We start from the raw sequence: 12425 nt of genomic DNA on the forward strand, positions 1-12425 counted from the left end.
CGCTCACCGCGCCAGGACCGCGGTGAGCGCGCCGAGCAGCAGGAACGGACCGGCCGGGAGGTGCAGTCCGCGCACCGACCGGCGGCGGGCCAGCGCGGCGACGGCCCGCAGGGTGGCCCACAGCCCGGCGAGCACCATCGCGGCGAACAGCCCGCCGAGCGCCACCGACCAGCCGTACCAGCCGAGCAGCCCGCCCAGGGCGAGCCCGAGCGGGGAGTCCCCGGGGCCCAATGCGCCCAGCCAGACGGCCAGTTCGAGCAACGCCCCGACCGCGAGCGCGGCGAGCAGACAGCGCACCGCCGCACCCGGGTCCCCCTCGGCCAACGCCGCGGCCGGGAGCAGCACGGCCACCCCGCCGAGCAGCGGCACGGTCAGCCGGTACGGCAGCCGGCGCACCCGCGCGTCGACGAAGCCGAGCACCACGCCGAACGCCGCCGCCCAGCCCAGTGCCAGGACCGGCACCGGCGGCCGGTCCGCCGCGTACGCCACCGCGACGGCGACCGCCGCCGCGACCGGCTCCACCGTCCAGGGGGCGGCGCCCAGCCGTTGCCGGCAGCCCGGGCAGCGCCCGGACGGCGGCAGCAGGCGCACTCCTCGCCCGCACGCCGGGCAGCCGTCGCACCAGGGCTCGCCCTCCGGCACCGCGAACCGGGCGATCCGCCCGCGCAGCACCGGAGCCGCCAGCAATCCGACCAGCACCGCCGCGACCACGACCGGGACCACCGGCGCACCCCCTCCTCGACCGACGCACCGGCCACATCCTCCCGCGCCGACCGCCCGCCCGGTGTGCCGTCCGTCTCGTTCCGCACGACGGCGCGGCGGCGCTCCTCGCGTACGGGGGCATTCCGGACATCCGGCCGCCGATTCACAAGGCCGCCCGGGGTTGCCGCCTGCCGATCCAAGGGGGCCGTTCGGGCCCTCCCGAGCGCCTTCCCGCAGACCCGCCGAACGGGCCGTCCGTACCCCTAAAGTAGGCGGACATGCAGGTCATCCAGTCCAGCAAGCTCGCCAATGTCTGCTACGACATCCGCGGCCCGGTGCTCGACGAGGCGATGCGGCTGGAGGAACAGGGCCACCGCATCCTCAAGCTCAACACCGGCAACCCGGCCACCTTCGGTTTCGAGGCACCCCCGGAGATCCTCCAGGACATCCTGCGCAACCTCGCCAACGCCCACGGCTACGGCGACTCCAAGGGCCTGCTCTCCGCCCGCCGCGCGGTGGTCATGCACTACGAGGAGCGCGGGCTGCACGGCCTCTCCGTCGACGACGTCTTCCTCGGCAACGGCGTCTCCGAACTGATCCAGCTGGCGATGACCGCGCTGCTGGACGACGGCGACGAGGTGCTCGTCCCGGCGCCGGACTACCCGCTGTGGACCGCCTCGGTCTCGCTGGCGGGCGGCACCGCCGTGCACTACCGCTGCGACGAGCAGTCCGAGTGGTACCCGGACCTCGCCGACATCGAGGCCAAGGTCACCGACCGGACCAGGGCCATCGTGGTGATCAACCCGAACAACCCGACCGGCGCGGTCTACCCGCGCGAGGTGCTGGAGGGCATCGCCGAGATCGCCCGCCGGCACCAGCTGGTGGTCTACGCGGACGAGATCTACGACAAGATCCTCTACGACGACGCCGAGCACGTCCCGCTGGCCACCCTGGCCCAGGACCTCCTCTGCGTCACCTTCAACGGCCTGTCCAAGGCGTACCGGGTCGCGGGCTTCCGCTCCGGCTGGATGGTGCTGTCCGGCGACCGGCGCCGGGCCCGCAGCTACATCGAGGGCCTGACCGTGCTCGCCTCGATGCGGCTGTGCGCCAACATGCCCGCACAGCACGCGGTGGCCGCCGCGCTCGGCGGACGCCAGTCGATCCGCGACCTGCTGCTGCCCGGCGGCCGGCTGCTCGCCTCGCGCGACGCCGCCTACGAGCTGCTGAACGGGATCCCGGGGGTCAGCTGCGTCAAGCCCAAGGGCGCGCTGTACGCCTTCCCCCGGCTGGACCCCAAGGTCCACAAGATCAAGGACGACGCCCGGATGGTGCTCGACCTGCTGCGCTCCCAGCGGATCCTGCTGGTCCAGGGCACCGGCTTCAACTGGCCCGAGCCGGACCACTTCCGGCTGGTCACGCTGCCCCGGCCGGAGGAGATCACCGACGCGGTGACCAGGATCGGGGACTTCCTCGGCGGTTACGTCCAGGCGTAGGGAATCCCGGCGCACGGAACCGGGCGCACGGGAGCGGGCGCACGGAACCGGGCGCGGAAAACACTACGGCCGGAGTCCCGGCACCGGCGATCTCCTTGGTCGGGGAAGATCGCCGGGCGGAACTCCGGCCGTCCTGCCGCTCGGCGGGGTGCGCGGTTCGTGCCACGCGCCCGCCTCCCTCCCGGCTGAGGCTCAGGCTCAGCCGAGGCGCGCGACGAGGTTCCGGTACTCGTCCCACAGCTCCTTCGGGGTGTGGTCGCCGAAGGTCTCCAGGTGGGCCGGCACGAGGGCGGCCTCCTGGCGCCAGATGTCGGCGTCCACGGTGAAGAGCAGGTCGAGGTCCTCCTTGGACAGCTCCAGGCCGCCGAGGTCGAAGCCCTCGACGGTCGGCAGAACGCCGATCGGGGTCTCCACGCCCTCGCCGGTGCCCTCCAGGCGCTCGACGACCCACTTGAGCACGCGGCTGTTCTCGCCGTAGCCGGGCCAGACGAACTTGCCCTCGGCGTTCTTGCGGAACCAGTTGACGTAGTAGATCTTCGGCAGCTTGGCGGCGTCCGCCTGGGCGCCGACCTTCAGCCAGTGGGCGAAGTAGTCACCCATGTTGTAGCCGCAGAACGGCAGCATCGCGAACGGGTCGCGGCGCAGCTCGCCGACGGTGCCCTCGGCGGCGGCGGTCTTCTCGGAGGCGATGTTGGCGCCCAGGAAGACGCCGTGCTGCCAGTCGAAGGACTCGGTCACCAGCGGGACCGCGGTGGCGCGGCGGCCGCCGAACAGGATCGCCGAGATCGGCACGCCCGCCGGGTCCTCCCACTCGGGGGCGATGGTCGGGCACTGGGCGGCCGGCACGGCGAAGCGGGCGTTCGGGTGGGCGGCCGGGGTGCCGGACTCGGGGGTCCAGTCGTTGCCGCGCCAGTCGGTCAGGTGCGCCGGGGGCTCGTCGGTGAGGCCCTCCCACCACACGTCGCCGTCGTCGGTGAGGGCGACGTTGGTGAAGACCGTGTTGCCCCAGAGGGTCTCGATGGCGTTGGCGTTGGTGTCCACGCCGGTGCCCGGGGCGACGCCGAAGAAGCCGGCCTCGGGGTTGATGGCGTACAGGCGCCCGTCCTGGCCGAAGCGCATCCAGGCGATGTCGTCGCCGATGGTCTCGACCTTCCAGCCCGGGACGGTCGGCTGGAGCATGGCCAGGTTGGTCTTGCCGCAGGCCGAGGGGAAGGCGGCCGCGACGTACTTGGCCTCGCCGTTCGGCGGGGTGAGCTTCAGGATGAGCATGTGCTCGGCCAGCCAGCCCTCGTCACGGGCCATGGTCGAGGCGATGCGCAGCGCGTAGCACTTCTTGCCGAGCAGGGCGTTGCCGCCGTAGCCCGAGCCGAAGGACCAGATCTCCTTGGTCTCCGGGAAGTGCGAGATGTACTTGGTGCTGTTGCACGGCCACGCCACATCGGCCTGGCCCTCGGCGAGCGGGGCGCCGACGGTGTGCACGGCGCGGACGAAGTCGCCGTCCTCGCCGAGCTGGTCCAGCACGGCCTGGCCCATCCGGGTCATCACGCGCATGGAGACGGCGACGTAGGCGGAGTCGGTGATCTCGACGCCGTACGCGGCCAGCGGGGAGCCGACCGGGCCCATCGAGAAGGGCACGACGTACATCGTGCGGCCCTTCATCGCGCCGCGGAAGAGGCCCTGCTCGCCCTGGAAGAGCTCCCGCATCTCGGCGGGGGCCTTCCAGTTGTTGGTCGGTCCGGCGTCCTTCTCCTGCTCGGAGCAGATGAAGGTCCGGTCCTCGACGCGCGCCACGTCCGTGGGGTCCGAGGCGGCGTAGTAGGAGTTGGGGCGCTTCTCCTCGTCGAGCTTCTTGAAGGTGCCCTGAGCCACCAGCAGGTCCGCGAGGCGCTGGTACTCCTCGTCGGAACCGTCGCACCACTCGATGCGGTCCGGCTGGGTGAGCTCGGCGATCTCGCTCACCCAAGCGAGCAGCTGCTTGTGGCGGGTGGGCGCGGATGCGCTGAGAGCAGAGATCTCGTACGACACGATCGCTCCGTTTCACGCCATCTCGGCGAGGAGACGGCGTCGCGGGGGTCTGAGGGTGCTTGCAGCGTAGCTCCGGCCTCCAGGCTCGAACGGGGCAAAGCGGCGAAATTGACGGACCTTTTACTACGGCAAGTATTATTACCAGCCAGTAACATGCCGTCCACGCTCCCGTCGGAGTGGGCGGCACCACACTCCGATTACTCCAAAACGTCCAAGAGTGACGATCGCCACTTCCTACGGACGAGTAACCTACGGAGGCGTAGGTAACGGGTAGCATGCCGCCATGACTGCTGCTGCGCTCGGGGAGAGCGCGCTCACGGAGAGCAAGCCGAAGTGGCGCGGCTGGCTGCACGCCGGGATGTTCCCCGCCACGCTCGCCGCCGGAATCGTGCTGATATGCCTGGCCGAATCCGGACCCGCCAGGATCGCCTGCGCGATCTACTCGGTCAGCGCCTGGCTGCTGTTCGGGGTCAGCGCGGTGTACCACCGCTTCGACTGGGGCCCGCGCGGGGACGCCGTGCTGCGCCGGCTCGACCACGCGAACATCTTCCTGATCATCGCGGGCACCTACACGCCGTTCACCATGCTGCTGCTCAAGGGCACCGACCAGCAGGTGCTGCTCTGGGCGGTCTGGGGCGGCGCGCTGGCCGGGATCGCGTTCCGAGTGTTCTGGGTCGGCGCGCCGCGCTGGCTGTACACCCCGGTGTACCTGGCGCTGGGCTGGGCCGCCGTCCTCTACCTGCCGGACTTCCTGCACACCGGCGGGGTCGCCGTCCTGGTGCTGATGGTCGTCGGCGGGGTGCTCTACAGCATCGGCGGCGTGGTGTACGGGCTCAAGCGGCCCAACCCCTCACCGCGCTGGTTCGGGTTCCACGAGGTGTTCCACGCCTTCACCCTGGGGGCGTTCATCGTCCAGTACGTCGGCGTCTCACTGGTGGCGTACAGCACGGCCGGCTGATCCCGGCGCACCACCCCGACGGGCGGTCGAACGGTCCACGGACCGGGCGGCCGCCCGTTCCGCCGTCCACGGGCGCTCGTACGGGGCCCGGAGCTGCGGGCCGCGCAGGTACGGCGAGTGGTCGGCGGCGCCCGGCTCGGACTGCGCGACCGGGCCCTGGAGCGACTCGTGCACGTGGTGGTGCTCACCGTGGCCGCGGCTCTCGCCGTATTCGCGGTGCGGCTCGCCGTACGCCTCCCGCCGGGGCTCGCCCGACCCGCGGTGGGGCTCCTGGGCCGCGTCCGGCTCCCGGTGGGGCCCACGACCGGCCCCTCGCCGCGAGCCGGCCGGCGCCGTGCGCACCGGGGACTCCGGCCGTCCCGCCGGCATCGAGCGGGCGCGCGCCTGCCGGGCGTCCAGCGCCTCGCGGGCCCGGCGGCAGCGCTCGCAGTGCGCGGCGTCCGGGGTGCCGCGGCGCGGGCGGTGCCGCCGGGCCGGGGCCGGCCCGCCGTGCAGCGCGCGCCAGCGGCGGGCGACGTAGACCATGAGCAGCAGGGTCTCGGCCCCGGCGACCGCCAGCACCAGCAGGGCGCCGTTGATCAGATAGGCCGCCACCACGGCCAGCGCGGAGCCCACCACCACCGCCGAACCCCACACCTGGGCGCTCGTCCGCCTGTCGTCCGCGTCGGCCACTTCGGTCCCCTTTCCCGGTGCCGGGCTCGTGGTCGGCTCCTGCCGCCCCACCCCTTCTCCGCTCTCGGCACACGTCGGCCAGCACTGACCGATTGCCACATCGTATCTACCGACAGTCATGGACTACCGCCCCGGGGTGGCGAACGCCAGATCAACGTTGCGTCAATTCCTTGTGCGGAAACAGCACTTCGAGGACACATCACGGAGCGTGGCCGACTAGCACGTGTTGACGACCCGGAGATTTTGAGAGTTACTGTCATTTGATAGCAACTATCATTTCGAGGACTCGCCGGACCCGGAGGACACCGTGCCCACCGCCCCTCCCGCTGCCGCGGCCACCACCGCACCCACCACCGCCGCCGACCCGCGCCGGTGGCTCGCCCTGGTCGCCGTCGCCCTGAGCGTCCTGGTGATCAGCTTCGACATGACGGTGCTCAACGTCGCCCTGCCCACGCTCGCCGCCCAGCTCGGAGCCACCACCGGGCAGCAGCAGTGGATCGTCGACGCCTACACCGTGGTGTTCGCCGCCGCCATGCTCCCGGCCGGCCTGCTCGGCGACCGGTTCGGCCGCCGCCGCACGCTCACCGTCGGACTCGCCCTGTTCGGCCTCGCCTCCGCCATCGGCATGCTCACCGGCTCCCCCACCACCCTGATAGCCGCCCGCGCGGGCATGGGCCTGGCCGCCTCCCTGGTGATGCCGATGTCGATGGCGGTGATCCCCGGCCTCTTCCCGCCCGCCGAACAGCGCCGGGCCACCGCGATCCTGGCCGCCGCGGTCTCCCTCGGCGCCCCGCTCGGGCCGCTGATCGGCGGATTCCTGCTCCAGCACTTCTGGTGGGGCTCGGTCTTCGCGATCAACGTCCCGCTCACCGCGCTCGGCATCGCCGCCTGCGTCCTGCTGCTGCCGGAGACCCGCGACCCGGCCGCGCCCCGGATCGACCTGCTCGCCACCCTGCTCGCCGCCGCCGGACTCGCCGGGCTCACCTACGGCATCATCGAGGGCGCCGACCGCGGCTGGGCCGACCCCCTGGTGCTCGGCACCCTGGCCGGCTCACTGCTCGCCCTCACCGCACTGGTGCTGCGCAGCCGCCGGCAGCGCGACCCGATGCTCGACCTCCGCCTGCTCGCCGACCGCACCTTCCGCTGGTCCTCCGTCGCGGCCACACTGATCTCGCTCGTCCTGTTCGGCGCCTTCTTCGTCCTGCCGCTCTACTTCCAGAGCGTGCTCGGCGCGGACACCCTCGGCAGCGGACTGCGGCTGATGCCGATCATGCTCGGGCTGCTGGTCGCCGCCAAGAGCACCGACCGCCTGGTCAGCCGGTTCGGCGCCCGTACGGTGATCACCCTCGGCCTGGCCCTGCTCGGCGCCGCGCTGCTGTTCGGCAGCCGCACCGGCACCGGCGACGGCTACGGGCGGGCCGCGGTCTGGCTCACCGTGCTCGGCGTCGGGATGGGACTCGCGCTGATCACCGCGCAGGCCTCCGCCCTGGTCACGCTGCCACCGGCCCGGGCCGGGGTCGGCGCGGGGCTGGTGCAGACCCTGCGGCAGGTCGGCGGCGCGATCGGCATCGCCGCCTTCGGCAGCCTGCTGTCCGGGTCCTACCGGGGCGCCCTGGACACCGGCGGGCTGCCGGCCGAGGCGGCGCACCGGGCCGGGGAGTCGGTGGTCGCCGCCGACGCCGTCGCCCGGGCCGGGGGCGCGGAGGGCGGGCAGGCGCTCAGCTCCTCCGCGCACGCCGCGTACGTGCACGGGATGGGGGTGGTGCTGCTGGTCGCCGGGCTGGTCGCGGTGCTCTCGGCGGTACTCGTCGCGGCCCGGATGCCCGCGGACACCCCCGCCGCCGGCCCGGATCGCGGCTGAGGTCGCGGCTGAGGTCGCGGCTGAGGTCGCGGCCGACATCACGAGCGACATCTCGACCGGTATCACGGCCGAGATCGCAGCCGAGGGAGATCACGGATAATCGGAAGCATGACTTCCCAGCAGCCGACCACGGCCCTGCCGGACGCCCCGACCGACCCGGTCCAGGCGATGCTGGAGGCGCCGTTGTCGCTGCGCGAGCGCAAGAAGCTGAAGACCCGCCAGACCATCCGGCGCGAGGCGTACCGGATGTTCACCGAGCAGGGCTACGAGAACACCACGGTGGAGCAGATCGCCGCCGCCGCCGAGATCTCACCGTCCACCTTCTTCCGGTACTTCGCCACCAAGGAGGACCTCGTCCTCTCCGACGAGTACGACCCGGCGCTGATCACCGCCCTGCTGGCCCGCCCCTCCGACGAGCCCTTCCTCACCTCCTGCCGGGAGGTCATGACCGGGCTGGTCCGGGCGCTGCTCCAGCACGAGCGCCAGGAACTGCTCACCCGGATGCGGCTGGTCACCGAGGTCGCCTCGCTGCGCACCGGGATGCACCGCGGCCGCCACAGCCCGGAGGAGCTCTACCTCACGGTGCTCACCCGGCGGGCGGGCGTCGAGGAGCCCAGCTACGAGATGCGGGTGACGGCCGCCGCCATCGGCGCCGCCACCACCGAGGCCATGCTGCGCTGGGCGGCGGGCGGCGGCCGGGAGGACATCGCGGCGCTGGTCGACCACACCTTCGCGCTGCTGGAGAGCGGGTTCGCCGGGGTGTGAGCCGTCGGTGCTCCCCTGTGCCGGTGCTCCCCTATATAGGGGAGGTGCGCGGGAGGTGCGCGATGGGGGAGGTGCGTTTGTGGAGGAGGTCCGCGACCGCACGGCGGGACGGCAGCGGGGTCCGGCCCGACCGGCCGGACCCCGCGCGCCGTCAGCCCCTGCGGGCGCCCGACCTGCGCCGCAGCACGGCGCCCGCGCCCACCAGCGCGGTCGCCCCCAGGGCGGCGGCCGCCGTCACGGCCGGCAGCGCCGACGACCCGGACGACCCGGCGGGCGCCGCGGCGGCCTCCGCGGCGTCCACCGGGTAGCCGCCGCCCTTGCCGTCCCGGTCGTACGCCGAGCCGGGCAGCTTGTCCCCGTACCGCTGGTGCACCAGCTGCTGGTACGCGGTCAGCGTCATCCCGCCCGCGCCCACCGAGCGCCGGGCCTCGTCGTCCAGCGGCAGCACCCGGCCGTCGCGCAGCACGTACCAGGCGTTGACCTGCGGCTCGCGGAAGGCGGTGCCGCCGCCGCTGTTCGCCGCCTTCGCGGCGTAGTCGCCCTCGTCACCGCCCGAGGCGATGTTGACCACCTTCCAGTCCCCGCCCTGCCGGACGGTCCAGACCGAGGCGCTCTGCCCGTCCGCCGCGACCACCGTGCTGGCGGTGAACTCGGCCTTCGCCACCGGCGCGCCCGGCGTACCGGCCACGAACCCGGAGTCCAGGACGTACACCGGCACGGTGTCCCCGGACAGTCGCGGGGCGGCCGCGCTCGCCGCCCACGCCTCCTCGGCGGCGCCGATGGTCAGCTGACTGGTCGGCGGGACGCCCTTGCGGGCGAAGAAGTGGCCGACCTTGTCGAGGACGGCCGGGTCCTGCACCGCGCTGCGGGCCTGCGCCAGCTCGGCGGCGGGCACCGGCGCCGGGGCCTGCGGGGCGGCGGCGTGCGCGGCCGGGGCGAGCGCCAGTGCCAGGCCCGCGGTGAGCAGGGCTGCGGTGGCGGTGACGGTGACGGCGGCGGCCCGACGGCGGCTCTTGATCTCGGTCATGATCGCCCTCACGCGCCGATCCGGTACAGGGAGTGGGTCCAGGAGAACGTGCCGTTGCTCACGTAGTAGCCGTAATCCGCCCAGTTGTAGCGGTAGTTGGAGGGCCACGGGTCGCCCCAGTAGACCCAGTTGCTCGTGGTGTCGTAGCCGTACAGGACGTGCATGTGGCCGCCGCCCGAACTCCACTGGATGCGCGTCTCGATCGGCCGGTCGGCGTTCACCTCGGACTGCACGGTGCCGTAGTTCAGGTACCCGCTGACGTACGAACCCGGGTTGATGCCGACCCAGTTCAGGCCGTTCTGCACATCGCCCAGCGTGGCCTGGCTGTTGGGGCAGCTCGAACCGGCGGAGCGGCCGAACGCCGCGTTGCAGAACTGGTTCTGGCTGTAGTTGAAGCCGAACCAGGTGGCGATGGTGTTCCCGCTCGCCGCCCAGCACCAGTTGGTCTGCTGTTGCTGCTGCATGGTGATGTTGAGCTTCTTGTACGTGCCGGCCAGATCGGCCGTGCTGCCGGGCGCGGCCGCCTGGCGGACCTGGTGCGCGGCGCGGGCCTGGGCCGGGTACTGCGCCGGGGCGGCGACCGCGGGCGCGGCCACCGCGGCGGTGAGCGCCGGGCCCAGCACACCGAGGGCGAGCAGTGAGACCGCGCGGCGCAGCCGTATCCGTGGAACTGGCATGGGGAAATGCCTCCTTGCACGAATGGAGCGAGGTGCTGTGTGGGGGCGCGGTCCGGATCGCGGCCCTGAGCATCGCGCCTCGTCAGGGGCGGGTCAACGGCCCTGGATCGCCGTGTGAACGGGGCGGTGCGAATGTGAACGGCGCCCGGGAAACCCCCGCGCGGCAGGCCCGGACCGGTGACAAACCGGCGCACCGATGTGAATATTCACGGTCAAAAGCCGGACCGTCCGAACCGCCGCCGCCCGCCCGGTCCGCACACCCGATCCGCACACCCGATCCGCCCGCCCGGTCCGCCGCCCCACCCCGCCCCCAGGAGGCCGCCATCCACCAGAGCGACCCCGCCGAGCTCGCCGCCGCCCTGCGCACCGGCCCGTTCCACCTCGCCCTGCGCACCGCGATCTCGGCCCGCGGCCTCGCCCTGCACCGCGTCCGCCGCCACCTCGCGCTACGCGGCGTCAACGTCGGTCTCACCAGCCTCAGTTACTGGCAGCAGGGCCGCCGTCGCCCCGAACGCCCCGAGTCGCTGCGCGCCGTCGCCGCCCTGGAGGAGGTCCTCGACCTGCCCGAGCACTCCCTCACCCGGCTGCTCGGCCCCCGCCGCGCCACCGGCCCCGCCCCGGCCGGCCCGCCGGTCCGCCCGTACCGCGACCTCATCTCCCCCGCCACGGCCGTCGACGACCTGCTCGCCGCCCTCGCCGGCCCCCGCGACACCGGGCTGCACACCGTCACCCACATCGAACGCATCCGGGTCGGCCCCGACCGCCAGCTCACCCGCCGCGACTCCCAGCACGCCCTGCGCGCCCACCGCGACGGCATCGACCGCTACCTCGCCCTCTACCAGGGCGACCCGGGCAGCGACATCACCCTCGTCGGCGTCCGCACCGAGGAGAACTGCCGCCCCGGCCGCATCCGCCGCGACCAGGCCCACCACCTGCTCGCCGCCGAGCTCCTCCTCGACCGCCGGCTCCGCGCCGGCGACACCCACCTGCTCGGTTACGGCTTCGACGAGGCCCCCTCCCCCGACCCCAGCTGCGAGTACGTCCGCGGCTTCAACGCCGGCGCCGGCCAGTACGTCCTCCAGGTCACCTTCCATCCCGACGCCCTGCCGGTGCGCTGCCACCGCTTCGCCCTGCACTCCCCGGGCGGCACCCCGTACGAGACCGAGGAGCTCACCCTCGACGGCCACCACTGCGTCCACCTGGTGGCGACGGCGCTGCGGCCGTGCCTGCTGGGGATCCGGTGGGACTGGGAGTGACGGACGGCCTGCGCTGCCGTCGTCGTCGTCGACCCGTTCGAGGCCGGGCCGGCCGTCGCGCGCCCGGCCGGGAATGCGCAGGTCCACCCTTGCCGGTCCCGCCGCCGGTCACCGCTGGTGGAAGTCCAGGATCAGCGAGTCCTCCACCGGCCGGTACCCGATCTGCCGGTAGATGGAGTTGCTGGTCGGGTTGGCGAGGTCCGTGTAGAGCAGCACCTCGGTGGCGCCGAGGGTGCGGACGTGGGCCGAGGCGGCGGCGGTGACGGCGGTGCCGTAGCCTCGGCCGCGGTGTTCGGCGGGGGTGTAGACCGGGCCGATGCGGGACATCCCGGCGAGGATCGCGCTGTTGCCGGCCAGGGCGACCGGGCGGCCCTCGTCCTCCCACAGGTGCAGGGTGCCGTCCGCGATTCGCTGGTCCACCGCGCGCGGAACGTCGGGGAGTTCGACCCCGGCCTCGACCAGGAACGCCTCGTACCAGCGGATCGCCGGCTCGCGGTCGGCAGGTCCGGCCGGCCGGTGACGGCCTGCGGGCGGGCGCGGCGGTTCCGCCAACTCGCCGAGCCGGTACAGCCGTTGGGTGAAGCGGACGGACTGCTCGGCGCCGGTGGCGGCCGTCCAGGCGGCGGCGAAGGCGCGGACCGGGTCGACGCCCCCGCCGATCCCGGTCACCGTGGTGAACTCCGGCCCGGCAGCGGCCAGTTCGACGGCCAGTTCGGCAGCCGCGGCCGACGGCATCCAGGAGAGCCGGGGTCCGGACGGCGGGGTCCGGAGGAAAGCGCCCCCGACCGGGGCGCCTTCCTCGGGCCGCCACCAGCCGAAGACCGGCGGCTCACCGAACACCGTCGGGCCGGACTCGGCCAGCCGGTGCGCGACGGTGAGCAGGACCGTGTTCTCGGCGGGGCGGGCGGCCAGGAAGGCCGCCGCCTGACCGCGGAACTCGTCGAGGGAGGTGCCGAGGGTCCAGGTCATGGACCACGGTCTCGCCCGGC

The 12425-nt window shown here is 73.3% G+C and carries 11 protein-coding genes; 5 read left to right on the forward strand and 6 right to left on the reverse strand.

What is annotated here, in order from left to right:
* Nucleotides 1-3 precede the first annotated feature (3 nt).
* The gene (locus ACFRAR_RS18190) at nt 4-723 is read right to left on the reverse strand and encodes a prepilin peptidase (RefSeq protein WP_380699084.1); all 720 of its coding nucleotides are present in this window, start codon (nt 721-723) and stop codon (nt 4-6) included.
* Nucleotides 724-980: 257 nt separating this feature from the next.
* Here ACFRAR_RS18190 and ACFRAR_RS18195 point away from each other — a divergent pair, with 257 nt between their 5' ends.
* A complete protein-coding gene (locus tag ACFRAR_RS18195) occupies nt 981-2195 on the forward strand; it encodes a pyridoxal phosphate-dependent aminotransferase (RefSeq protein ID WP_380699085.1) in 1215 nt (404 codons plus the stop codon).
* Nucleotides 2196-2393: 198 nt separating this feature from the next.
* Here ACFRAR_RS18195 and ACFRAR_RS18200 read toward each other — a convergent pair whose 3' ends face one another.
* Nucleotides 2394-4220: a phosphoenolpyruvate carboxykinase (GTP) gene (locus tag ACFRAR_RS18200; RefSeq protein ID WP_380699086.1), complete on the reverse strand. Its 1827-nt coding sequence runs from the start codon at nt 4218-4220 to the stop codon at nt 2394-2396.
* Between the two features lie 283 nt (nt 4221-4503).
* Here ACFRAR_RS18200 and ACFRAR_RS18205 point away from each other — a divergent pair, with 283 nt between their 5' ends.
* Complete coding sequence (locus ACFRAR_RS18205) at nt 4504-5178, forward strand: hemolysin III family protein (RefSeq protein WP_380699087.1); 675 nt, start codon at nt 4504-4506, stop codon at nt 5176-5178.
* Here the strand turns inward: ACFRAR_RS18205 and ACFRAR_RS18210 are convergent.
* Nucleotides 5149-5850 carry a hypothetical protein gene (locus tag ACFRAR_RS18210; RefSeq protein ID WP_380699088.1) on the reverse strand — a complete coding sequence of 234 codons (702 nt, stop codon included), beginning with the start codon at nt 5848-5850 and terminating at the stop codon, nt 5149-5151. The two genes, ACFRAR_RS18205 and ACFRAR_RS18210, sit on opposite strands and share 30 nt — an antisense overlap.
* A 307-nt stretch (nt 5851-6157) precedes the next feature.
* Here ACFRAR_RS18210 and ACFRAR_RS18215 point away from each other — a divergent pair, with 307 nt between their 5' ends.
* Both ACFRAR_RS18215 and ACFRAR_RS18220 read left to right on the forward strand, forming a co-directional pair.
* Complete coding sequence (locus ACFRAR_RS18215; protein WP_380699089.1) at nt 6158-7711, forward strand: MFS transporter; 1554 nt, start codon at nt 6158-6160, stop codon at nt 7709-7711.
* 108 nt (nt 7712-7819) lie between these two features.
* On the forward strand, nt 7820-8476 hold the full coding sequence (locus tag ACFRAR_RS18220; protein WP_380699090.1) for a TetR family transcriptional regulator: 657 nt from the start codon (nt 7820-7822) through the stop codon (nt 8474-8476).
* Between the two features lie 151 nt (nt 8477-8627).
* Here the strand turns inward: ACFRAR_RS18220 and ACFRAR_RS18225 are convergent, their stop codons facing one another.
* Nucleotides 8628-9503 (reverse strand): hypothetical protein, encoded by an 876-nt coding sequence (locus ACFRAR_RS18225; protein WP_380699091.1) that lies wholly within the window; start codon nt 9501-9503, stop codon nt 8628-8630.
* 8 nt (nt 9504-9511) lie between these two features.
* Nucleotides 9512-10180: a papain-like cysteine protease family protein gene (locus tag ACFRAR_RS18230; protein WP_380699093.1), complete on the reverse strand. Its 669-nt coding sequence runs from the start codon at nt 10178-10180 to the stop codon at nt 9512-9514.
* A 323-nt stretch (nt 10181-10503) separates the two neighbouring features.
* Here ACFRAR_RS18230 and ACFRAR_RS18235 point away from each other — a divergent pair, with 323 nt between their 5' ends.
* A complete protein-coding gene (locus ACFRAR_RS18235; RefSeq protein WP_380699135.1) occupies nt 10504-11436 on the forward strand; it encodes a hypothetical protein in 933 nt (310 codons plus the stop codon).
* Between the two features lie 108 nt (nt 11437-11544).
* On the opposite strand, the gene ACFRAR_RS18240 is transcribed toward ACFRAR_RS18235, so the two are convergent.
* Nucleotides 11545-12405, reverse strand: coding sequence for a GNAT family N-acetyltransferase (locus ACFRAR_RS18240; RefSeq protein ID WP_380699094.1), 861 nt, complete (start codon nt 12403-12405; stop codon nt 11545-11547).
* Between the last annotated feature and the right edge of the window lie 20 nt (nt 12406-12425).

Source organism: Kitasatospora sp. NPDC056651, from assembly GCF_042792155.1.
Taxonomy (GTDB): domain Bacteria; phylum Actinomycetota; class Actinomycetes; order Streptomycetales; family Streptomycetaceae; genus Kitasatospora.